The organism is Streptomyces sp. NPDC050508 (assembly GCF_040655155.1).
GTDB lineage: Bacteria > Actinomycetota > Actinomycetes > Streptomycetales > Streptomycetaceae > Streptomyces.
Genome location: NZ_JBFAJJ010000002.1, coordinates 564,441 through 586,342, shown reverse-complemented (window position 1 = coordinate 586,342; position 21,902 = coordinate 564,441). Strand labels below are relative to the sequence as shown.

Below are 21,902 nucleotides of genomic sequence, written 5' to 3'. Positions count from 1 at the left end.
GGTCAGAGGCGTACCACCGTCCCGGCATACGTCAGGCCGGACCCGAATCCGACCAGTACCGCGAGGTCTCCCTCGCGCAGGGCTCCGAAGGTGCGCAGGCGGTCGAGGGCGAGCGGGATGGAGGCCGCCGAGGTGTTGCCCTGGTCCACGACGTCACGGGCCACGACGACATCGGAGGGGAAGCCCACGCTCTGTGCGACGGCCTCGGTGATGCGCAGGTTCGCCTGGTGCGGGACGAACGCCTGGACGTCGCCGGGCTCCAGACCCGAGCGGGCCAGCACCTCGCGTACGACGTCGGGCAACTGCGTCACCGCCCAGCGGAAGACCGTGGAGCCCTGCATGCGCAGCACGGGTCCCGCGTGCCCGGGCTCCTCCCGCACGGTGATCGCCTCGCGCAGCGTGGGGTCCGTGCCCCACACCACGCTCCCGATGCCCGGCTCCGTGCCGCGTCCCACGACGGCCGCGCCCGCCCCGTCCGAGAACAGGAAGGCGGTGGAGCGGTCCCGGGGGTCGAGGATGTCCGACATCCGCTCCACGCCGACGACCAGGCAGGTGCGGGCCTGGCCGCTCGCGACGGACGCCGCGGCCAGTGCCATGCCCACGGTGAAACCGGCGCAGGCGGCGCCGACCTGCCAGCCCTGCCCGGCGATGCCCAGCCGGCGGGCGATCCGCGCGGCGAGCGCGTCCGCCGCCCCGGTGTCCGCACCGCCGACGTCCGACATGGTGGCGACCAGCACCTGATCGACCTGGTCGGGTGCGACACCGGCGTCGGCGAGGGCCTTCCCGGCGGCGGTGACCCCCATCTCCTCCAGCGTCTCGTCGGGACCGGCGAAGCAGCGGGTCCTGATGCCGCTGCGGCGCAGGATCCACTCGGGGTTCGAGTCCAGGGTGCGGCAGATCTCCTCGTTGGTGACGATCCGTCGGGGCCGGTAGCTCCCGATGCCGAGCAGAACCGCATGGTGGCGGTCCGGCACGGGGGTGTGCGCGACGTGCGTGGTGTTCACCCGGGACTCCTGTCGTCGGCCTGCCTCGCGTGTGTGCCCGTTCCCTTGCTGCCTGTTTCCTCGCTCGCTGCCTTCGAAGGCTTTACGCGCCGGACGGGGCCACCCCGCGTGACATCGCGACGACCGGGTGTACGGACACGGCGTGCGCGGATACGGCTTGACAGTCACATACCTTCGGTATGTACTTGCATACCAAGGGAATGTAATTTGGTTGGAAGGATGACTGGTGACCTCAAGTCCGCTTGCGTCTCGCACCGAGCCGTCCATGGCGGGGAAGGCGCTGCTGCTCACGTCGGCAGCCACGTTCATGGCCTTCCTCGACACGACGATCGTCAACGTGGCCTTCCCGGCCCTGCATGAGGACTTCCCCGCGGAGTCCCTGACCAACTTGACCTGGGTGGTGACCAGTTACGGCATTCTCTTCGCCGCGCTGCTGACCCCGGCCGGGCGTTTCGCCGACATCCTGGGGCGGAAAAAGCTGTTCCTGTGGTCGGTCGGTCTGTTCAGCATCGCCTCTCTCGCCTGCGCCGTGGCGCCGAACGTCGGAGCGCTGATCGCCGCCCGCGCTGTCCAGGGCATCGGCTCGGCGGGCATGATCCCCGCCGCGCTCGGCATCGTGCTCTCCGAGACGCCTGCCGAGAAGCGGTCCGAGGCCATCGGCATGTGGGGGGCGGCCGGTTCCATGGCCGCCGCCGCCGGCCCCTCGCTGGGCGGACTGCTGGTCAGTGAGATCGACTGGCGCGCGGTGTTCATTCTGAACATCCCGATCGGCCTTGCCGTGATCCTCGGCGCCAAGTCCCTGCCCGACCGTCCGGTGGAGAAGTCCCCGCTGCCCGACCTGGTCGGCACGGCGACGATCACCCTCGGTCTCGCCGGCGTCGTCATCGGCCTCACCAAGGGCGGCGACTGGGGCTGGGACCAGGCCAGGACGTGGATCTGGATCGGGGCCGGCGTGTTCCTCATCGCCTACTCGCTGCTGCGCTCCCGCAGCCACCCGGCCCCGGCGGTGGAGACCAAGCTGTGGGGCACGTCGATGTTCGCGGCGGCCAACCTCACCGCGTTCCTGCTCGGCGCCGGCCTGTTCGTCTGGTTCCTGTCCGGGCCGCTGTACCTCACCACGATCTGGCACTACTCCGTGCTCAAGGCCGGTCTCGCCGTCACCCCCGGAGCGGTGCTCTCCGCGGTCGCCGCCATCTCGGTGGGCCGCCGGCTCAAGCCCGCCCAGCAGCGGCCGGTCGTCATCGTGGCCGCCGTCGTCTTCCTGGGGCTGAGCATCTGGGCGTACTCGGGTCTCGGCTCCGACCGGGAGTTCCTGGCCCTGTGGCTGCCGTACGGCGCGTTCGGCGGTGCGGCCATCGGCGCGGCGCTCACCAGCGTGACGACCGCGGCGTCCATCTCGGTGCACCCGCTGAAGTTCGCCACCGGCACCGGAATGGCCACCACGGCCCGGCAGTTCGGCGGGTCGGTCGGTGTCGCCGCGATGGCCGCGGTGTTCGCCGCGGGCAACCTGAGCACCCCGAAGCCGTACCGTGACGCGTTCCTGCTCGCGGGGATCTTCATCGCCGCCTCCGCGGTGCCGGCGTTCTGGCTGTTCACCAAGAAGTCGATGGCGCAGATCGCCGAGACCCAGCAGCAGATCCAGGCCTACATGCGGGCGCAGGCAGCTGCCGCCCAGGCCGCCGCCACCTCTTCGGAAGGCACGGCAACCGCCGACCGGAGCTGACGTCCGGCTCTCCCCCTCCGAGTGCCGGTCGCGGCCACCTCCCCCGTGGGTGACCGCCCGGCTCCGGCGGGGCCGTGGCTCCCCAGGGACCACGGCCCCGCCGGAGCGTTTTCCGCACCACGGATCCATCCACCCGTACGACCGGAATGCCTGCTGAAGGAGTCCGTTCCATGTCAGAGGAAGCCACTGGAAAGAAACGTCCCGTCTATCCGATGCCCCGCACCGACGCGACCCAGCCGCCGGAGGAGTACAAGGAGTTCCGGGCCCGGTGCCCGGTGCCGCACGTGGACCTGCCCACCGGGTCGGACGCCTACCTGGCGACCCGGCACGCCGACGTACGGACCGTGCTGGGCGACCCGCGTTTCAGCCGGGCCGCCTTCCTGGAGCCCGGCGCGCCCCGGATGCAGCCGGTGGAGCCGCACCCGGACAACATCATGAGCATGGACCCGCCCCGCCTGACCCGGGTGCGGCGGCTGATAGCCAAGGAGTTCGGGCCGCGCCGGGTCGTGGGCATGCGCCCGCACATCGAGGCCGTCGCCACCCGGCTGCTCGACGCCGTGGAGGAGTCGGGCAGCCCGGCCGACCTGGTGTCCGCGTTCGCCACCCCGCTGCCGCTGCAGATCGTGTGCGAGCTGATCGGGGTGCCCTTCGAGGACCGGGGCCGGTTCCAGGACTGGTCGGACCGGTTCACCGCCCTCACCAAGTACACGGCACAGCAGATCGCCGACGCCGACCGGGAACTGCGCGCATATCTTGAGCAGTTGATCGACGACAAACGACGGGTGCCCGGCGCCGACCTGCTCAGCGCGCTGGCCGGCGAGAGCGACCCGGAGCTGCGGCTCACCGAGTCGGAACTCGTCATGCTCGGTGTCTTCCTGCTGATCGCGGGCCACGACACCACGACCACCGTCATCTCCACCAGCATCGTGACCCTGCTGCGCAACCCCGACCAGCTGCGCCTGTGGCGCGAGAATCCCGGGCTGACCGGCTCCGCCGTGGAGGAACTGCTGCGCTACAACACCCCGGGGGACGGGTCGTTCGCCCGGATCGCCACCGAGGACGTCGAACTCAGCGGTACCCGTATTCCGGCGGGCAGCGCCGTCATCGCCCCCATGAGCTCGGCGAACCGGGACGAGACGGTCTTCAAGGATCCCGACCGCTTCGACATCACCCGGGACGCCTCCGCCCACGTCGGATTCGGCCACGGGCCCCACTTCTGCATCGGCTCGGCCCTGGCCAGGCTCGAACTGGAGGTGGCCCTCGACACCCTCTTCACCCGCCTGCCCGGCCTGCGTCTCGACGTAGCGCCGGACGCACTGCGCTGGCGGCACTTCGCGGCCCTCGGCGGACTGCACGAACTGCCGGTGACCTGGTGAAACCGGGCCCCGCCCACCCGGTGGGCGGGGCCCCGCGCAGAATTCCGCGCTCGCCACGAGGGGGCGCTCCCGTCGGCCCGTAATACAGGACGAGAGCCCATCGGTTCGATGAGGGGAATTGATGAACACAGTCCTGGACTGGCTGGACTCCCCCGCCCCGGAGCGTGGAATCCACTACTACCGAGACGGCGCCTGGCACCTGCGCGACTACGCGGACATCGCTTCGGCGGCCCGGCGGACCGCCGCCTTCCTGCACGCCAACGGCGTCACCAAGGGCGTCGTGTCCCTGCTGATCGAGGAGCCCGAGACCTTCGTACCGGCGTTCCTCGGCACCATGTACGCGGGGGCCACCCCGTCCCCGATCGCCTCCCCGGTCACCTTCGGCGGCCACGAGGCGTTCACCGAACACGCGGCCACCGTCCTGGGCGCCGCGACTCCGGCCGCCGTGCTCACCGAGGAGCGGCTCGCCCCGCTCGCCGCCGCGGCCTGCGCCAAGGCGGGCGCGGGAGCACCCCTGGTCCTGCCCGACCCCGCGGGGCTGCCCGCCGCCGACGACCTGGCGGCCCGCCCGGCGGAACTGGCACTGCTCCAGTTCACGTCCGGTTCCAGCGGCACCCCCAAGGGAGTCCGGGTCACCGCCGACAACCTCACGGCCAACGTCCGGGCCATCCACGGCTGGCTCGGCGTGACGAGCGAGGACTCGTGCTCGTCATGGCTCCCGCTCTACCACGACATGGGCCTCATCGGGACGTTCCTGGGCTCCGTCGTGGCCCAGATCGACCTGTGGCTGATGAGCCCGGTCGACTTCATCCGGTCCCCGGCCCGTTGGCTGGACTGCCACGGCCGGCACGGCGTGACCATCACCACCGCACCCAACTTCGGCTACGGATACGCCACTTCCCGGGTGCGCGACGAGGAACTCGCGGGCACCGACTTCTCCGCCTGGCGGGTCGCGATGAGCGGTGCCGAACGCGTGGACGCCAGGGTGGTCGCCGACTTCACGGCCAGGCTCGCCCCGTACGGTTTCGACGCCCGCGTCCTCACGCCCTGCTACGGCATGGCGGAGACCACGCTCGCCGTCACCGGCGTCCGCCCCGGTCACGGGGCACGCATCGTCCGCCCGTCCGGCCCGCTGGACGCCGGGGCGCCGGTCACCGTCGTCGGCTCGGGCACCCTCGGCGTCGACCGCCCCGAGGACCCGGCCGGCTGGATCGCCTCCTGCGGCACACCGGTGCCCGGGACCACCGTCGACGTCGTCGACGACGACGGGGCGGTGCTGCCCGACGGCAGCTTCGGCGAGATCCGGGTCGCGGGCACCTCCGTGGCCGACGGCTACGAGTCGCCCGATCCCACCGCGAGCGAGGTGTTCGGCGCGGACGGACTGCGCACCGGCGACGCCGGGTTCCTGCTGGACGGCGAGCTGTACGTGGTCGGGCGGATCGGCGACAGCATCAAGGTCCGGGGCCGCAAGGTGCACGCCGAGGACCTGGAGGCGGCGCTCGGCTCCCTCCCCGGAGTGCCGCCCGGCCGCTGCGCGGTGGCGCTCGGCACCCGGGACGGGCGCTCGGAGGCGGTGATCGTCGTGGAGGCGTCCGGCGACGGCTGGCTGGAGGCGGCGACCGGCGTACTGCGCTCCACCCTGGACGCCTCGGTCCGCGTCACCCTCGTGCGGTCCCGGCGCGGCACGATTCCCCGGACCTCCAGCGGCAAGCCCCGCCGTCGGCTGCTGTGGCAGCGGGCCGGGGACAACACCCTCACCGGCGACGTACTGCACAGCACACACGGCGACGACCGATCCGCGCGAGCGACCACACCCGGACTGGATGGGGCAGCAGCATGACCATGACGACCAGCGGGCTCGTACTCGACGTCACCGAGACGGCCCCCGAGACCAACGCCGAACAGCGCGGCCGACTCGCCAACTCCGCTGACCTCTACCGCCGTTGGGAACGCCAGCAGTGGGCGGTCGCCCAGGTCGACCCCGCGCGGGACGCACCGACCTGGGCCGCCCTCAGCCCCTTCTCGCGCGACCAGATGCTCGGCTCGCTCGGCGAACTGGAGGTCGGCGAGGTCACGGTGACCCACACCCTGGGCTCCCTGATCGACGCGCCGCCCACCGAGGACGACCGGATCTTCCTGTGCACCCAACTGGCCGACGAGGCACGGCACGTGCGGTTCTTCCAGACCTACCTGGAGGACGGCTGCCGGACGAGTCTCGACGCGGTCGAGGAGGGCGCCGACTACGCGGAGGTGTTCACGCCCGAGCTGACCCGGGCCACCGACGCGGTGCGCGCCGACCAGCAGGACCGCGAGGCCTGGTACCGGGCGCTCGTCTACTACCACCTGATCACCGAGGGCGTGCTCGCCGCGACGGCCCTGCGCACCACCCGCTTCCTGGCCCGCCGGCTCAAGCTGGTGGCGCTGGAGGAGGGCCTCACCAACGTCACCCGCGACGAGTCGCGGCACGTCTCCTTCGGCCTGCGGGCCGCGCAGGACGGCGTCGCCGACGGCTTCGGCCAGGTGGTCGGGGACGCGCACTTCGAGTCGCTCGGCGTGGCGGCCTGGGTGCTGATCGGCCCCTCCCGGCACAACCCGGTGCCCGCGCTGCCCATGGCCCTGCGCAGCCGGGCCGCCCAGCTGCACGGCAGCGTCGAGATCGCCCGGGAACGCCTGGTGAAGCAACTGCGCCTGGTGGGCCTGCCCGAGCTGTCCGAGAAGGCCGGCGCCGCCTGGGACCTCGCGGTGGAGACCGCGCTGGACGCCTACGCGGAGCGCTGGAACGCGCCGCACCCCATCCGCGCCGCCGCGGCCTGAGCGGCGCCGTACCCCGAAGCCACGAAGAGCACAGAGAGAGGGACGAAAGAGCCATGAACACCAGCGACAACAGCACGCTGCGGGCGCAGGTCCGGCGGATCGTCGGGGAGATGAGCCCGCTCGGGGCCCGCGAGGCGCGGTCCGAGGACCGTCTCGTCGAGGAACTCGGCTACGACTCGCTCGCCGTCATCGAACTCTCGCTGCGGATAGAGGGGGAGTTCCCGCTCGCCGACCTCGGTTCGAAGGCCACGCCCGACATCACCACGGTCAAGGACATCGAGGACTTCGTCGACCAGGAGCAGGTGACGGCGACGAGCGACGCCGCCTGATCCACCCGCACCGTACGCACCCAGAGGCCGTCGGCCCTTCTGTCCGGAGAGGCAGCACGAGAAGATGACGACACACGATCTGCGCAGTGAGCTGGACGATCCGCTGACGCTCTCCCACGACGAGTGCGTACGGCTGCTGCGGGGAGCCCCGTGGCAGCGGCTCGCCGTGATGGGCGACAGTTTCGCCGCCGGCGTGGGCGACCCCAGCCAGGGGTACGCCCCGGTGTCGTGGCCGCAGCGGATCGCGGACGCGCTCGGCTCCGGGAACCCCGACTTCGGATATCTCAACACCGGAGTCGTCGGCAAACGGACCGCCGAGGTGCGCGCCGAGCAGCTCGACCAGGTCCTCGTCTTCAAGCCCGACCTGGTCAACGTGGCGGCCGGCGGCAACGACCTGTTCGACGCCGAGCCGGACCTGGACGCCGTCGAGGCCGACCTGGAGGCCATGTACACGGCGCTGCGGGGCCAGGGTGCGGACATCTTCACGTTCACCGTGACCAACGTCTTCGAGTCGGTACCGGAACTGTCGGTCTTCAGGGACCGGACGATCGCCCTCAACGACCGCATCCGCGCGGTCGCCCAGCGCCACGACGCGGTGCTGATCGAGATGTGGAGCCACCCCGTACGACTGCGCCCCAACCTGATGAGCGCCGACGGCATCCACTTCGCGATGGAGGGACACGCCGCTCTCGCCGCCGAGATCGTCAAGGCCCTCGGCGAGCGCGTCGCACTCTCCGCGGGGTCGTGATGGCGGCCGACGCCACCGTGAGCCACGTCGTGGTCGGCGCGGGCTCGGCCGGCTGTGTGCTGGCCGAGCGGCTCAGCGCGGGCGGCGCACAGGTGGTCCTCATCGAGGCGGGCGGCCCCGACCGGCGGGCGGAGATCAGCATCCCCGCCGCGTTTCCCGCCCTGTTCGGCACCTCGGCCGACTGGGGCTACCGTACGACCCCGCAGCCGGGCCTCGACGGCCGCGGCCTGCACTGGCCGCGGGGCCGCACGCTGGGCGGCTCGTCCTCGCTCAACGCCCAGATCTGGACGCGCGGGCACCGGGCCGACTACGACGGCTGGGCCGCGGACGACGGGTGCACGGGCTGGTCGGCCCAGGAGGTGCTGCCGTACTTCGAGCGGGCCGAGGACCGCCTCGGCACCGGCGCGTACGGCTCCGGCGGGCCGATCCGCATCGAGGACCTGCGCGATCCCAGCCCGGCCACCGCCGAGTTCCTGTCCGCCTGCGCCGAGGCGGGACTGCCCGCCATGGACGACGAACACCTGCTGGACCCCGAGGGCGCGGGACCGGTACACACCACCCAGCGCGGGGGACGGCGGTGGAGCGCGGCCGACGGCTATCTCCGGCCCGCGCGGCAACGTACGAACCTCACCGTGGTCACCGACGCCCACGTCGAGCGGATCCTGATCGAGGACGGCCGCGCGGTCGGCGTCGCCTACACCACCGCCGACGGGCCCGCCGAGGTACGCGCCGACGGCGAGGTCATCCTGGCCGCGGGCGCCATCGGCTCCGCGCAGCTGCTGATGCTGTCCGGCGTCGGCGACGCGGACGAGCTGCGGCGGCACGGCATCACCGTACGGGCGCACTCCCCGCGGGTCGGGCGGGGCCTCGCCGACCACCTCTACGTGCCGCTGTCGTTCGAGGCGCACGGCCGAGTGACGCCGGGGATCACCGACCAGAAGGGCGAGATCGCCGAGTTCCTGCACGGCCGGCGCGGGCGGCTGACCTCCAACCTCGCGGAGGCCGTCGCGTTCCTGCGCAGCGACCCCGCGCTCACCGCACCCGACCTGGAGTTCGTGTGGATGCTGGTGCCGTCCCTCGAACCGGGGCAGGCCGCGCGCACCCACGGCGTCACCCTGGGCGTGGTGCTGCTGCGCCCGCGCAGCCACGGCACGCTGCGGCTCGCCTCCGCCGACCCGGCGGCGCACCCGGTGATCGACCCGCGCTACCTGTCCGACCCGGACGGCGAGGACCTGCGGGTGCTGACCGAGGGGCTGCGCCGGGCCCGTGACGTCCTGACCCGGCCCGCGCTGGCCGGGCGGCTGGGGGCCGCGCTGACCCCCGGCGCCCTCGCTCCCGACCCGGGCACCGCGCACACCGTGATCCGGGCGCACGCACAGACCCTGTACCACCCGGTCGGCACCTGTGGCATGGGCGCGGACCCGGACGCCGTACTCGATCCGTGGCTGCGGGTGCGGGGCGTGGCGGGGCTGCGCGTCGTCGACGCCTCCGCGCTGCCGTCGCTGCCGCGCGGCCACACCCACGCGCCCACCGTGATGCTCGCGGAACGCGCGGCCGACCTGATCCTCACCGACGCGACACCGCACCGCCCAGGTGCCCCAGGCCCTGTCGTCACATTCCCTCCCCCACTGCCTTAAGGGCGTGGGAGGTACCCCCAGCCGGGTGACGCCATGCACGCACTCTCGCCGCACCGGGCGCAGACCCAAGTACGTCCAGTACGAGGGCCTACGCCCGGCACGGCGAGAGCACGCACCTGACGCCACCCGGCCGCCCTCCGGGCGACGACGGGAATGTGACGACAGGACCTGGCACCGCTGAGCTTGCGCCCCAAGACAGGCCCCACCAGACGAAAGGCAGTACGACCGTGACCGTTCAGGACCCGCAGCTGTTCATCGAAGCCTTCCGGGCGGCCCTCGCCGACGCGGAGTTCGCGGCGCTGATCAAGGAGCGCGACTTCTCCCTCCAGTTCATCGTGACCGGGGACGCCGACACGGCCTTCCTGCTGGACGCCGACGGCGTGCACGACGGCGCACCCCACCCGGCGCAGTTGCGGCTGGAGGTACGGCCCGACGCGCTGCACCTGATCCTGCTGGGCCGGCTCGGTGTGACGCAGGCGATCGTCGCCCGCCGCCTTGTCGTGAAGGGCCCGGTGACCCGGGTGCGTCAACTGGCCGACTATCTGCCGCCGTTGGGGCGCGCGTACGCCGCGCTCGCACTGGCGCCGGCCTCCGCCTGAGCAGCGCCACCGTCCCGACCCACCCCGTCCGTCACCACAGAAAGCCGACCGTTGTGATCGCGACCACCACGACCGCCGTCCCGAACGCACCGACACTTTCCGACCTGCGGGCCCTCAACGCCGCCGCCATGCCGTCGCTGTTCCAGCTTCCGCCCGAGATCGAGGAACTGCGCGAGGAGGTCCGCGAGTTCGCGCAGACCGTGGTGAAGCCGCGGACCCTCGCCAACGACCTCGCACCGGCCGACGACTTCGACTGGGAGATGGTCGAGGCCGGTCACCGGCTGGGGCTGCTGCGCCTGACCATCCCCAAGGAACTCGGCGGCCGGGGCATGGGTGTGCTCGGCGTGTCCGTCGCCATGGAGGAGCTGGCCTCGGTCTGCGCGAGCACGGCGCTGATCTTCGGCGCCTCGCTGCTGGGCCAGACCTCGGTGCTGTTCTCGGGCGACCAGCAGCTCCAGGCCCGCTTCCTGCCCCCGTTCCTCGGGGACAAGCCGGTCCTGGCCTGCAACGCCATCACCGAGGAGATCGCGGGCTGCGACCTGCTGATACCGGAACACGCCGAGCTGGCCGAGGACGTGATGACGGCCCGCCGGGACGGCGACCACTTCGTGCTCGACGGCGTCAAGCGCTTCATCACCAACGGCAAGGTGGCCGAGTGGGCGGCCGTGTTCGCCAACATCGAGGGCAACCCGGGCGCCACCGGACTGACCGTGTTCATCGTGCCGCTGGACAGCGAGGGCGTGACCCGCGGCGAGGTGGCCGACAAGATGGGCTACCGGGCCTGCCTGGGCACCACCCTCCACTTTGACGGCGTCCGGGTGCCGGAGGAGAACATCGCCTTCGGGGAGGGCGGCGGCTGGAACTACCTCACCGTCCAGTCCAACCAGGCGCGTTCGATCGTGGCGGCCATGTCGACCGGGGTGGCCCGGGGCGCCTTCGAGATCGCCAAGGAGTGGGCGGGCGAGCGGGTCCAGGCGGGCAAGCCGCTGTACGAGCACCAGTTCACGGCCCGCAAGCTGGCCGAGATGTCCTCGAAGATCGAGGCCTCCCGGCTGCTGTACCTCCAGGCCGCATACCAGGCCGACAACATGCTGCCCGCGCCCGTCTACGGCCCGGCAGTCGCGAAGCTGTTCGCCGACCGCGCGGCGATCGAGGTGGCCGAGGAGGCCATGTCCATCGTCGGGGCGCGCGGCTACTGCCGTGAGCACGCGGTGGAGAAGCTGGTCCGGGAGTCGTTCGGCGCCCGTATCTACGAGGGCACGCCCGAGGTGCTGGCGCTGGCCATCACCGGCGCACTGTACGGGCGGCGGGTATGACACCGGCCCCGCGCACCGGCCGGACACCGACCTCCGGAACGCAGACCTCGGGAACGCAGACCTCCGGAACACCGACGCCTCACCCGGCCCCGGTGACGTCCGCTCCGGTGACATCCGCCCATGCGCGGGCCACCGCCGCGCTGTCGGCCGCCTCGTACATCGCGGCCACCGTCGCCTCGACGGCGCACTGCACCCGCCTCTCCCTGGCCCCGCCGCGCACCCCGACCCGGCCGAGCGCGCAGCCGGTCACGCAGCCAAGCACGCCGCAGGGGAGGCCCACGTGACCGCGCCGGCCGACACCGCCCTGGACGCCCGCCGGGCCCGCTATGTGGAGCACGTGCTGGCCACGCACGACCGGATGAGCGTGGCGGGCCTGATCGAGCAGGCCGATCCGCTGTACCTGGCCCGGCGCCCCGACGGCCTGACCGTGCTCGCGCTGGAGCAGTCCCGGCTGCCCGAGCGCTACCGGCTGGCGATCTACGGGTTCCGGCTCGCCCAGTACCTGCGGTCCCGTTTCGCCAGCGACCGCGTCGCCTTCGCCCGCGGCCTGTTCGCCGAGCCGCTCGGCGCCGGGCACGGCGAGGAGATCCACCTCATCGGCATGGAGGAGTCGACCGGCACGATCCTGCGGTACGTGTCGATCGTCGCCACCACCGACTCGGCCGCCCTGCCGGTGACCCACCCGGACCGCACCCCCTTTCCCTGCGAAGTGGCCCACGGGATCAACCTCTTCGACCACGTGCCCCTGGACGAGCCGGTCACCGGGCACGAGGTCTGGGAGATCAAACGCCTGATGCAGCGCCCCTCCCAGCGCGACACCGCCCCGGCCCGCCGGCTGCGGCTGTCGCTGGAGCTGATGCTCGGCTTCTACACGGTCCTGGCCGGACTCTCGCCCCGGCCGAAGTTCCTGGTCGGCGACGGCGAGGAGGGCCTCGCGGTACGACGCCTGGCCCGCAGCCTGAAGAACATCACCGTCATCGAGGGCACCTGCCCCGCACTGGACGAGGACGACCTGCTCTTCCCCGCGTACGTGGAGCGCGCGGTCGTCAAGCCGTTCGTGGCGAGCGTCCCCCGCGGGGCGGAACTCGACCAGCTGGTGCGCTGGCTGGAGCACGCGCTGGACGCGACCAACCCCCTCGTCGGCTTCCAGCAGCTGGTCGGCCGGGTCGGGGGAGAGATACGGAGGGTAAGGATATGAGCGCCGCCGTCGTGGCCCTGACGGCCGGATCGGTTCCGGCCGCCGTCGCCGAGGACCCGGGGACCTACTACCGGTCCCTGACCGAACGCAACCGGGGCCTGATCCCCGACGCCGTACAGGAACGGCTGCGCACCGCCACCGTGCTGGTGGCGGGGTGCGGCTCGACGGGCGGAGCGGTCGTCGAACCGCTGGCCCGCCTGGGCACGGGCGGCTTCGTGCTCGCCGAGCCGGGCGACTACGAGCTCAACAACCTCAACCGGCAGAGCGCCACGCGCGCGGACATCGGCCGCAACAAGGCGGAGGTGGCGGCCGAGCGCATCCGGTCGGTCAACCCGTTCGCCGAGATCCGTGTCGACACGGCGGGCATCCGCCCCGAGGACCCCGAACTCCTCCTGGACGGCGTGGACGTGGTCGTCGACGGCGTGGACGTCACGACCCACGGCGGCTGGCAGGCCAAGTACGCCCTGCACGTGGCGGCGGCCCGGCGCCGGCTGCCCGTGGTCTCCGGCTACGACCTGTCGGGCACCCAGCACGTGCGCTTCTACGACTACCGCACCGGGGCCGCCCCCCTCGCGGGCGCGATCAGTGCCGAGGAGGTCGCCGAGGGCGCGTTGTGGACGCTGCTGCTGAAGGTGATCCCCCGGGAGATCATCCCGGCCGACCTGATCGCGGACGTCACCGCCCACCGCGCGGACCCGGACTACAGCGTCCCCCAACTCGTCTACGCCTCGCACCAGTTCGGCGTACTCGCCGCGCGCTACGTGGTCGAGATCCTGGCCGGCCACCCGGTCCGCGAACAGCTCACGGTCGACATCCACCAGCTGGTCTCGGCCGCCGCCCCCTCGGAAAGCACTCAACGAGCACAGGACAAGGAGTCGTGATGACCACAGCCACCGACCGCCCCGGCCGCCGCGCGGACGACCCGCTCGTGCGCCAGACCAAGAAGGCCTCGCAACTGCTCATCGCCTCGGCCCGGCACTCCTACGACCCGCGGGTCGACGTCAACTGGGACGAACCGCTGGAGGAGGGCAAGTGGTTCCTCCCCGAGAAGCGGATCTCCCTCTTCGGCACGGAGCTCTACGACTCCCTGTCCCTGGAGCAGAAGCTGCTGCTCAGCCGTGAGGAGCTGGCGTCGTCGCTGGCCGCGGGCGTGTGGACCGAGCACATCCTGCTGCACCTGGTGTCCCGGTACGCGTACAAGCGGGACATCACCAGCCCGCAGGTGCAGTTCGCGCTGACCGAGATGGCGGACGAGGTGCGCCACATGATCATGTTCGCCCGGCTGGTGGAGAAGACGGGCACGGAGTTCTACCCCCTGCACCCCAAGACGCAGCGTTCCGGACTGCTGCTGAAGACGTTCGCGCCGGTGCCCGCGCTGTGGGCGATGCTGCTGCTCACCGAGGAGTTCTTCGACCGCTTCCAGCGCGAGCAGGCCAACGACGAGACGGTGCAGCCCCTGGTGCGCACCGTGGCCCGCATCCACGTCGTGGAGGAGGCCCGGCACATCAGCTTCGCCCGCACCGAACTGGAGCGGTTCGTGCCGACGCTCTCCAAGCGGCGGCTCCAGCTGCTGCGCGACTTCCTGGCCTCGGTCGTGAAGTCCGTCCGCCGCGACCGCTACAACCCGCTGATGTACGAGCGGGCCGGCCTCGACCCGAAGCTCTGCGTCGAGACGGGCCGCAACAACCCCGTGGGCAAGGTCAACGGCGCGTACGGCGCCGAGCGGATCGCCCCCTACTACAAGTCGATCGGCCTGATCGGCGGGCGCTCGGAGAAGGTGTGGCGCGAGGCCGGTTGGCTGAAGGACGCCTAGAGACAAGGAAGTCGATCGTGGAGGATGACGGGTACGAGGGCCCCGCGCTGCTGATCGTGGAGGACCGCGACGAGTTCACGATCCGAGCCCGGCTCATCGGCGGTTTCCAGCCGCTGGACGGCCGCTACCGCTGGTACGGACGGCTGGAGGCGCATGAGGAGCTGACCCGGCTGGTCGGCGACCGCAGCGCAGGCGTCGTGTTGCGCACGGCCGAGGGCTGCGCGGCGGGCCGTATCACCGAACCCGACCTGTGGAACCGCTACCGGATCGAGGGCATGAGCGTGCCGCCGTTCCGTATTCCTTTCAGCCTGGCAGAGGCCGAGGGAATGGAAGGGGCGGATCCGCCGGTGAGCTGAGCGCGCGGAAGAACGGAACTACACAGAACAATGGAGGCCCCGGCCCATGTGTTTCGATGAGGATGCCATTCCACCGGTATCGCCTATTCCGGATTCCGTGATCGAGAGCCGGTATCTGGAATTGACCGCGAGCGACGGCAACACGTTCGCCGCTTTCACGGCCGCCCCGGCCGACGGCACCCGGACGGCGATCGTGATCCTGCCCGACGTCCGCGGGCTGTACGGGTTCTACACGGAACTCGCCAAACGCTTCGCGGAGAACGGCGTACGGGCCCTCGTCATCGACTACTACGGACGTACCGCGGGCGTCGGAAAACGGGAAAAGGACTTTCCGTTCGCCGAGCACATGGCCAAGCTCAGCCCCCGTGAGCTCTACGCCGACCTGGGCGCGGGCGTCGCGCACCTGCGCTCGGCCGAGGGCGGCGCCGCCGACGCCGTCCTCACGGTCGGTTTCTGCATCGGCGGCCGGCTCGCCGTGATGGCGGCGGCCGGCGGCCTCGACCTGGCCGGAGTGATCGGCTTCTACTGCTGGCCCGCGGACGGGCCGGACGGCGCCCCCGGTCCCACCAGCCGCGCCGCCGACCTGGCGGCACCGGTCCTGGCCCTGATGGCAGGGGAGGACCCGGGCATTCCGCAGGCCCACGTGACGGCGTTCGACGAGGCGCTGGCCGAGGCGGGCGTCGACCACGAGGTCGTCACCTACCCCGGCACCCCGCACAGCTTCTTCGACGCCCAGCGCGACGCGTACGCCGACGCCTCGACGGACGCCTGGAACCGGGTCCTGCGGTTCGCGGAACGCGTCGGCGCGCAGTGAGACGAGGCGAACGCAACACCGGACGGAACACATACGTATGGAAGGAATGAAAGTGCGTGTAATCTAGAAGGTCAGGTGGAGTCGGTCGATTCTCGGGGAGTGCGAGCATGGCCACCACTCGTACGAGTGCGAGACCGCGGCTGACGCAGCGTGAGCGGTCCGACAGCACGATCGAGGAACTGCTGAGTGCCGCCCGCACGCTGTTCGCGGAGCGCGGCTACAACGCGACCTCGCTGGACGCCGTCGTGGAGGCCGCCCATCTCACCAAGGGCGCTCTCTACCATCACTTCACCGGCAAGCAGAACCTCTTCAAGGCCGTGTACGAACGCGAACAGGCCCGGCTGGCCCACATCGTGGCCCGCGCCTACCTGGGCGCTCGGCCGGACTCCTGGGAGGCGGTGTTCGTCGGTGCGAGGGCCTTCCTCGTGGAGGTTCTCGCACCCGACATCCAGCGCATCAACCTCCTCGACGCCCCCGGCGCCCTCGGCACCGAGGAGATGCGCGAGATCAACTCCGGCTGCCTGAAGATGATGGAGGAGGGCGTCCGCCGCGCCTCCGCCAGCGGAGACATCGCACCGCACTCGGTGACCGCCCTCACCAACCTGCTCTACGGCGGCCTGTGCGAGACAGCGATGGCGGTGGCCCGGGCCGAGGACCAGCAGCAGGCCCTCGACGCCGGCATCACCGAACTGCGCACCCTCTTCGACGCCCTGGCCCTGAAGCCGCGCTGAGCCCGGTCACCCCGACCGGGCCGTCATCGCCGCCGCCAGATCGGTCAGCGGCAGCCGGGGCCGGATCAGGGCCTGTTCCGCCGCCGCGCTCAGCGCCCGCGGGAAACGGTCGCACAGCTCGATGATCCGGATCACCGCTCCCGGCTCCGCCTCGACCCGGTGCTCACCGAGGATCCCGGCGAGCATGCGCCGAGCCTGCCGGACACTGAGCTTCTGCAGCCCTATGCTGCGCAGCCCGCCGACACTGGTGAGGCGGCTCGCGTCGCGGGTGGTGACCAGCAGCACTCCGGCGGACAGCCCCGGCAGCAGCACCTCCAACTGCTCCGCCGAGGCCAGGTCGTCGAGCAGGACGAGCACCCGGAGGTCCTTCAGGGCACGCCGGCCGAACGCGACCAGGTCGGCCCCTTCCGGTGGCACGCTCACGCCCAGGCTGCGCAGCACGAACCGCAGCACGTCGTGCCCCGGCACCGCCGTGCGCATGTCCCGGACCTGACCGGCCGGACCCCGCTGCGCCGGCCCAGCCATGTGCGGGCCCCCGTGCGGCGCCTGCGTACCGCTGCCGTGCAGGGCCACGAAGATCTGCCCGTCCGGGAAGCGGTGCGCCACCCGGTGCGCCCACTGGACCGCCAGCGCGGTCTTGCCGATACCGGGCGGCCCCTCGACTACCCGGACGACCGGGCGGCCGTCGGCGGCGGCGGTCACGGACCCGTCGAGCATCGACAGTTCCTGCTCGCGGCCCACACAGCGGATGCTCCGGGGCAACTGCCGCGGTACGGACGGGGCCCTGTCGGCCCGGGGTCCGGCCGTGGCGAGGTCGAGGTCCGGATCGGCACGCAGGACCGTGTCGTACAGCGCCTTGGTCTGCCGGGCCGGATCCACGCCCAGCCGGTCGGCCAGCCGACGGCGCAGCGCCTCGTACGTCTCTATGGCCTCGGTACGGCGGCCTGAGCGGTGCAGACCGGTCATCAGGTTGCGGATGACCAGCTCGTTCTCCGGGTACAGGGCGGCGAGCGAGTGCAGTTCGTCCAGGAGCGCGCTGTTGCCGCCGCCGAGCCCCAGTTCACCCTCGTGGCACTCCACCAGGGCCGACAGGCGCTCCTGTTCGAGCAGCGACCGGGTGCGTGCGGCCCACTCTCCCGTGACCCCGCCGAGCGGCCTGCCGCACCAGCTGCCGAGCGCCTCCCGCAGCAGCCGAGTGGCTGTGCGGGTGTCCGCTCCCGCGGCCCGGGCGCTCGCCACGATCCGCCGGAACCGGTGCAGGTCGATCGCGTCGGGATCGGTCTCCAGGACGTAACCGCCGTGCCGGCGGCGCAGCACGGCCTCCCGTCCGTCGCCGGTGCCCTCCAGGACACTGCGCAGCCGCGAAATGTAGGAGTGGATCATGTTCCGTGCCGAGACCGGTGGATCGGCCTCCCACGTCCAGTTGATGAGTTCGTCGGGCATGACGACTTCATTTGCATGGACCGCGAGCATTGCAAAGATGCAACGCTGTTTGTTTTGTCCCAGATCTACTTGATTTTCCGTGGTGCCCCGGTACTCGACAGGCCCCAATAACTTCACAAGAACCACGCTTGCCCACCCCCGTGTGCGCGCTCTCCGGACTGCCCTGACATCGAAGTGGTTCAGTATCGTTCTGCTGAACGAATCCCGTCTCGATGTGGCATTTCTTGATTCTCACTGGACGGCGCTCGTAAAGCCCACCGAACCGCGCAGAGGTTCAGTCAAGTTTTCCCGCATCGCCCTCGCCGAGGCTGGTCCCGCCACCAGAACCTCGCACTCGGGAGCCGATGTGACGCACACTCTGTCCCACCCCTGCCAGGAGAAGGAGCAACGCCACCACCGCTGGAATCTCGTGCTCGCCGAGCGGGAGCGTCTGCTGCGGCTGGCCGGCAGCCGGCTCGGCCGCACCTCGGACGCGGAGGACTGCGTCCAGGAGGCCATGATGCGCGCCGTGGCCTTCGACGCACTCGACGAGTCCCGCGTCGCCGCACTGCTCACGACCATCACGCTGCGCCTGTGCGTGGACCAGCAACGCGGTGTCCAGCGCGACCACAGGCTCGCCACCCGGGTGCAGATCCTGCGCCGCCCCGAACCGGACCCCGTCTCCGAGGTCGAGCACCGGGCCTGCGAGCGGGCCGCGGGAGCCTGGCTGTTGACTCAGCTCACCGGTCTCGGCACCCGTGAGCGCGACGTACTGCTGGCCCGGGCACGCGGTCTGACCACCGCCGAGACGGCCAACGCACTACAGATCACCTACAAGTCGGCCGAGAGCGCCTTCACCCGGGCCCGTAGCCGGCTGCGCGCGGTGTACCACCAGGAAATGGCCCGCTGACACACGGCCGCGTGATCAGAGGTTTTCGTCGGCACCCGCGACTGTTCCACGTGAAACATCGCCGTGGGGCAGGAGACCCTCAAGTCTCCTGCCCCACGGCGATGGTGAAAGCGCGTCGGACGTCAGCGGTGTTCGTCGGTCTCCGCGGCCTCGTCCTCGGCCTGCTTTGCCTGGACCTCCGGGTCGAGCACGGACTGGTCACTGCCGTCCACCGAGGTGAGACGGCCCGATTCGGGTACCTCGGTCGCGGCGGGCGGCTCGACCAGCCAGTCGGGGTTGGCCTGCTTGTCCCACCACTTCCAGGCGGCGAAAGCACCGCCCGCCAGGATGCCCAGAACCGCCAGCCCCTTCGCGAGACGGCCGGCCCTCGCCCGCCGCTCGTGCTTGCGGACCAGCTTCTGGATCTCCTTGGGCGAGACCTGGCCGCGCAGCGCGGCGAACGCCGCCGCACCGCGCGCGGCAGCCTCGTCCCTGACCGGGCCTGCGGCGGCGACCGCCTGCTCGATCCTCGGCCGGGAGTACTCGGCGGCCTGCATGGCGGCCTTGCGGGTACGGACGGCGGCCTCCTGGGCGGCCTGGTCGACCTTCGGCGGTACATGCGTGCGGGCCTGTTCCAGGCGGGGCACGACGTGGGCGTCGTACTGCACGCGGGCCTGGTCTGCGGCCAGCGACACCTTGGGCGCGAGTCGCACGCGCGCCTCATGGGCGTAGTACGCGGCCCTGTCCTTGGCCGTGTCGGCGTAGGGCGCCACCACTTCCGCGGCGTGCAGCACGCTGTCCTTCGCCGAGCCGGTCGCGGAGCGCACGCTGTCGATGCGGGTCACGGGGTCCTCCTCCTCGGTGGCGGTACGGTATTTCGTCTATCCACCCATTTACGGATCATGCCTGCCAACGGGCTACGGGGCATGTAGAGGGCGGGCATCCGGGTCACGATCACGTGCAATAACGGATGAATGCGAGGGAACGGGAGCTTGTCGTCGACAATGCCACGGATCCCCGCCCCGTGCCCCTGTCCCGGTGCCACTCGGCCGGTTTTCTGCAGGCGGATCCTGTGGAAAACCCCGCGGAGAAGGCCGTCGGGGGACGAGGCGCGTCGGGCGTGCGAGGATCTGGGGGTCACAGGAAGACAACGGAAGGCAGATCGTGGCCGAGCAGCTCTACGCCACCCTGAAGACCAACCTCGGCGACATCGAAGTCCGGCTGCTGCCGAACCACGCGCCCAAGACGGTCAAGAACTTCGTCGAGCTCGCCACGGGCGAGCGGGAGTGGACCAACCCCACGACCGGTGTGAAGTCCAAGGACAAGCTCTACGACGGCACGGTCTTCCACCGCGTGATCAGCGGCTTCATGATTCAGGGCGGAGACCCGCTGGGCAACGGCACGGGTGGCCCCGGCTACCAGTTCGAGGACGAGTTCCACCCGGACCTGCGTTTCGACAAGCCCTACCTGCTGGCCATGGCCAACGCCGGGCCGGGCACCAACGGCTCGCAGTTCTTCGTCACCGTCTCCCCGACGGCCTGGCTGACCCGCAAGCACACCATCTTCGGTGAGGTCACCGACGCGGCGAGCCAGAAGGTCGTCGACACCATCGCGGCCACGAAGACCAACCCGCGCACCGACCGTCCGGTCGAGGACGTCGTCATCGAGTCGGTCGTCGTCGAGACCCGCTAGGTCCTGTCGTCACATTCCCGTCGTCGCCCGGAGGGCGGCCTCGCGGCGTCAGGTGCGTGCTCTGGGGGTCCCCCTGGCCGAAGGCTGGGGGAGTGCCGGGCGTGGACCCTCGTACTGGACGTACTTGGGGCTGCGCCCGGTGCAGCGAGAGTGCGTGCATGGCGTCGCGAGGCAGACGGGAATGTGACGACAGGGCCTAGGGCCGATACCGGCCACTACCGCCGGGAACCAAACGCCCCGCTCGTCCGTAAGGATGGGCGGGGCGGTGCATTGCGTACGAAGGATTGAGGGGACCCCATGGACCAGGCGCCAGGCAGCCCGCAGGGCCCGGAGGGGCAGCAGCCCCAGGACGCCCAGAGTCTGCCGGTCTGTTACCGGCACCCGGACCGCGAGACCGGCATCCGCTGCACCCGCTGCGAGCGCCCGATCTGCCCCGAGTGCATGGTCAGTGCCTCCGTCGGTTTCCAGTGCCCCGACTGTGTGCGCACCGGCTCCGGCACGGGCCACGCCCCGACCGCGGCCCAGCCCCGCACGATTGCCGGTGGCACGGTGGCGGCGGATCCACGGCTTCTCACCAAGATCCTGATCGGCCTCTGCGTCGCCGTGTATCTGGTCCAACTGTCCTCGGTGGGCGACCAGTTCACCGACCATCTCGAACTGATCGGCAAGGCCTCGGCCAACGGCTTCCCGCCGTACGACGGCGTCGCCGAGGGGCAGTGGTACCGGCTGCTGACCGCGATGTTCCTGCACGCCAGCCCGATCCACATCATCTTCAACATGATGAGCCTGTGGTGGATCGGCGGCCCCCTGGAAGCGGCTCTCGGCCGTGCCCGCTATCTCGCCCTGTACTTCGTCTCGGGCCTCGCGGGCAGCGCGCTCACCTATCTCATCGCCGCCCCGAACTCGCCCTCGCTCGGTGCCTCCGGTGCCATCTTCGGGCTGCTGGGTGCGACCGGCATTCTGTTGCGCCGCCTCAACTACGACCTGCGGCCGCTCATCGCCATCCTGGTGATCAACCTGATCTTTACCTTCAATCCGGGGATGAACATCGCCTGGGAGGCCCACATCGGCGGCCTGGTCGCCGGTGTGATCACCGGCTACGCGATGGTCCACGCCCCCCGTGAGCGCCGCGCCCTGATCCAGTACGGCACCTGCGCCCTGGTTCTCGTGGTCGTCGTCGTGTTGACGCTGATCAGGACGGCTCAGCTCAGCTGATACCAAACCGTTGTCCACAGCGCGTGCCCGATCTTGTGCATACCGTGGGGGAACAGCTGTGCCCCCTGTCGCTGACCCGTGTTTATGCAGGTCAGGCAGGGGGCGAACAGGCTTGCGGTTGCCGGTGTGTCAGTCACACCAGCGTCAACACCCAGTGGGTTATCCACAGATCTTCGTTCTTTTTCCCCAGGCCTGCTGTGGATACTTCTCTGGCCTGTGGATAACT

The 21,902-nt window shown here is 71.0% G+C and carries 22 protein-coding genes; 18 read left to right on the top strand and 4 right to left on the bottom strand.

The annotated features are described in order from the left end of the window. Positions 1–2 precede the first annotated feature (2 nt). Positions 3–1,004 (bottom strand): beta-ketoacyl-ACP synthase 3, encoded by a 1,002-nt coding sequence (locus AB0I69_RS07880; RefSeq protein WP_363094694.1) that lies wholly within the window; start codon positions 1,002–1,004, stop codon positions 3–5. 265 nt (positions 1,005–1,269) lie between these two features. Here AB0I69_RS07880 and AB0I69_RS07875 point away from each other — a divergent pair, with 265 nt between their 5' ends. The 9 genes from AB0I69_RS07875 (at position 1,270) to AB0I69_RS07835 (ending at position 11,546) form a co-directional block, all read left to right on the top strand. Beyond that, positions 1,270–2,727: a DHA2 family efflux MFS transporter permease subunit gene (locus AB0I69_RS07875; protein WP_363094693.1), complete on the top strand. Its 1,458-nt coding sequence runs from the start codon at positions 1,270–1,272 to the stop codon at positions 2,725–2,727. A 170-nt stretch (positions 2,728–2,897) separates the two neighbouring features. Next, positions 2,898–4,103 (top strand): cytochrome P450, encoded by a 1,206-nt coding sequence (locus tag AB0I69_RS07870; RefSeq protein ID WP_363094692.1) that lies wholly within the window; start codon positions 2,898–2,900, stop codon positions 4,101–4,103. Positions 4,104–4,224: 121 nt separating this feature from the next. Beyond that, on the top strand, positions 4,225–5,943 hold the full coding sequence (locus AB0I69_RS07865; RefSeq protein ID WP_363094691.1) for an AMP-binding protein: 1,719 nt from the start codon (positions 4,225–4,227) through the stop codon (positions 5,941–5,943). Next, positions 5,940–6,917 (top strand): ribonucleotide-diphosphate reductase subunit beta, encoded by a 978-nt coding sequence (locus tag AB0I69_RS07860; RefSeq protein WP_363094690.1) that lies wholly within the window; start codon positions 5,940–5,942, stop codon positions 6,915–6,917. Before AB0I69_RS07865 ends, AB0I69_RS07860 begins: the two co-directional genes overlap by 4 nt. Before the next feature lie 53 nt (positions 6,918–6,970). After that, a complete protein-coding gene (locus tag AB0I69_RS07855) occupies positions 6,971–7,246 on the top strand; it encodes an acyl carrier protein (protein WP_363094689.1) in 276 nt (91 codons plus the stop codon). 64 nt (positions 7,247–7,310) lie between these two features. After that, complete coding sequence (locus AB0I69_RS07850) at positions 7,311–7,994, top strand: SGNH/GDSL hydrolase family protein (protein WP_363094688.1); 684 nt, start codon at positions 7,311–7,313, stop codon at positions 7,992–7,994. Continuing rightward, positions 7,994–9,631: a GMC family oxidoreductase N-terminal domain-containing protein gene (locus tag AB0I69_RS07845; protein ID WP_363094687.1), complete on the top strand. Its 1,638-nt coding sequence runs from the start codon at positions 7,994–7,996 to the stop codon at positions 9,629–9,631. The genes AB0I69_RS07850 and AB0I69_RS07845 overlap by 1 nt, the downstream gene beginning before the upstream one ends. A gap of 227 nt (positions 9,632–9,858) precedes the next feature. Beyond that, on the top strand, positions 9,859–10,230 hold the full coding sequence (locus AB0I69_RS07840) for an SCP2 sterol-binding domain-containing protein (protein WP_363094686.1): 372 nt from the start codon (positions 9,859–9,861) through the stop codon (positions 10,228–10,230). Positions 10,231–10,283: 53 nt separating this feature from the next. Beyond that, positions 10,284–11,546, top strand: coding sequence for an acyl-CoA dehydrogenase family protein (locus tag AB0I69_RS07835; RefSeq protein ID WP_363094685.1), 1,263 nt, complete (start codon positions 10,284–10,286; stop codon positions 11,544–11,546). A 79-nt stretch (positions 11,547–11,625) separates the two neighbouring features. Here the strand turns inward: AB0I69_RS07835 and AB0I69_RS07830 are convergent, their stop codons facing one another. Further along, positions 11,626–11,796, bottom strand: a complete 171-nt coding sequence (locus AB0I69_RS07830) for a hypothetical protein (protein ID WP_363094684.1) — start codon at positions 11,794–11,796, stop codon at positions 11,626–11,628. 30 nt (positions 11,797–11,826) lie between these two features. Between AB0I69_RS07830 and AB0I69_RS07825 the strand changes: the two genes are divergently transcribed. The 6 genes from AB0I69_RS07825 to AB0I69_RS07800 all read left to right on the top strand — a co-directional run bounded on the left by AB0I69_RS07825 (position 11,827) and on the right by AB0I69_RS07800 (position 16,458). Continuing rightward, positions 11,827–12,744: a hypothetical protein gene (locus AB0I69_RS07825; protein ID WP_363094683.1), complete on the top strand. Its 918-nt coding sequence runs from the start codon at positions 11,827–11,829 to the stop codon at positions 12,742–12,744. After that, entirely contained in the window at positions 12,741–13,625 is an 885-nt protein-coding gene (locus AB0I69_RS07820) for a ThiF family adenylyltransferase (protein WP_363094682.1), read from the top strand. Before AB0I69_RS07825 ends, AB0I69_RS07820 begins: the two co-directional genes overlap by 4 nt. Continuing rightward, positions 13,625–14,557 carry a diiron oxygenase gene (locus tag AB0I69_RS07815; RefSeq protein WP_363094681.1) on the top strand — a complete coding sequence of 311 codons (933 nt, stop codon included), beginning with the start codon at positions 13,625–13,627 and terminating at the stop codon, positions 14,555–14,557. The genes AB0I69_RS07820 and AB0I69_RS07815 overlap by 1 nt, the downstream gene beginning before the upstream one ends. 17 nt (positions 14,558–14,574) lie before the next feature. After that, positions 14,575–14,913, top strand: coding sequence for a DUF4873 domain-containing protein (locus AB0I69_RS07810; protein ID WP_363094680.1), 339 nt, complete (start codon positions 14,575–14,577; stop codon positions 14,911–14,913). Between the two features lie 97 nt (positions 14,914–15,010). Continuing rightward, complete coding sequence (locus tag AB0I69_RS07805) at positions 15,011–15,727, top strand: dienelactone hydrolase family protein (RefSeq protein ID WP_363094678.1); 717 nt, start codon at positions 15,011–15,013, stop codon at positions 15,725–15,727. Positions 15,728–15,834: 107 nt separating this feature from the next. Beyond that, positions 15,835–16,458, top strand: coding sequence for a helix-turn-helix domain-containing protein (locus AB0I69_RS07800; RefSeq protein WP_363094677.1), 624 nt, complete (start codon positions 15,835–15,837; stop codon positions 16,456–16,458). Between the two features lie 6 nt (positions 16,459–16,464). On the opposite strand, the gene AB0I69_RS07795 is transcribed toward AB0I69_RS07800, so the two are convergent. Continuing rightward, on the bottom strand, positions 16,465–18,018 hold the full coding sequence (locus AB0I69_RS07795) for a BTAD domain-containing putative transcriptional regulator (protein ID WP_363095030.1): 1,554 nt from the start codon (positions 18,016–18,018) through the stop codon (positions 16,465–16,467). A 229-nt stretch (positions 18,019–18,247) separates the two neighbouring features. On the opposite strand from AB0I69_RS07795, the gene AB0I69_RS07790 reads away from it, so the two are divergent. Beyond that, positions 18,248–18,790 (top strand): sigma-70 family RNA polymerase sigma factor, encoded by a 543-nt coding sequence (locus tag AB0I69_RS07790; protein ID WP_363094676.1) that lies wholly within the window; start codon positions 18,248–18,250, stop codon positions 18,788–18,790. A 122-nt stretch (positions 18,791–18,912) separates the two neighbouring features. On the opposite strand, the gene AB0I69_RS07785 is transcribed toward AB0I69_RS07790, so the two are convergent. Continuing rightward, on the bottom strand, positions 18,913–19,614 hold the full coding sequence (locus tag AB0I69_RS07785) for a DUF5324 family protein (RefSeq protein ID WP_363094675.1): 702 nt from the start codon (positions 19,612–19,614) through the stop codon (positions 18,913–18,915). 319 nt (positions 19,615–19,933) lie between these two features. Here AB0I69_RS07785 and AB0I69_RS07780 point away from each other — a divergent pair, with 319 nt between their 5' ends. Beyond that, positions 19,934–20,461, top strand: coding sequence for a peptidylprolyl isomerase (locus tag AB0I69_RS07780; protein ID WP_363094673.1), 528 nt, complete (start codon positions 19,934–19,936; stop codon positions 20,459–20,461). Positions 20,462–20,758: 297 nt separating this feature from the next. Then, positions 20,759–21,676: a rhomboid family intramembrane serine protease gene (locus AB0I69_RS07775; protein ID WP_363094672.1), complete on the top strand. Its 918-nt coding sequence runs from the start codon at positions 20,759–20,761 to the stop codon at positions 21,674–21,676. Positions 21,677–21,902: the final 226 nt, after the last annotated feature.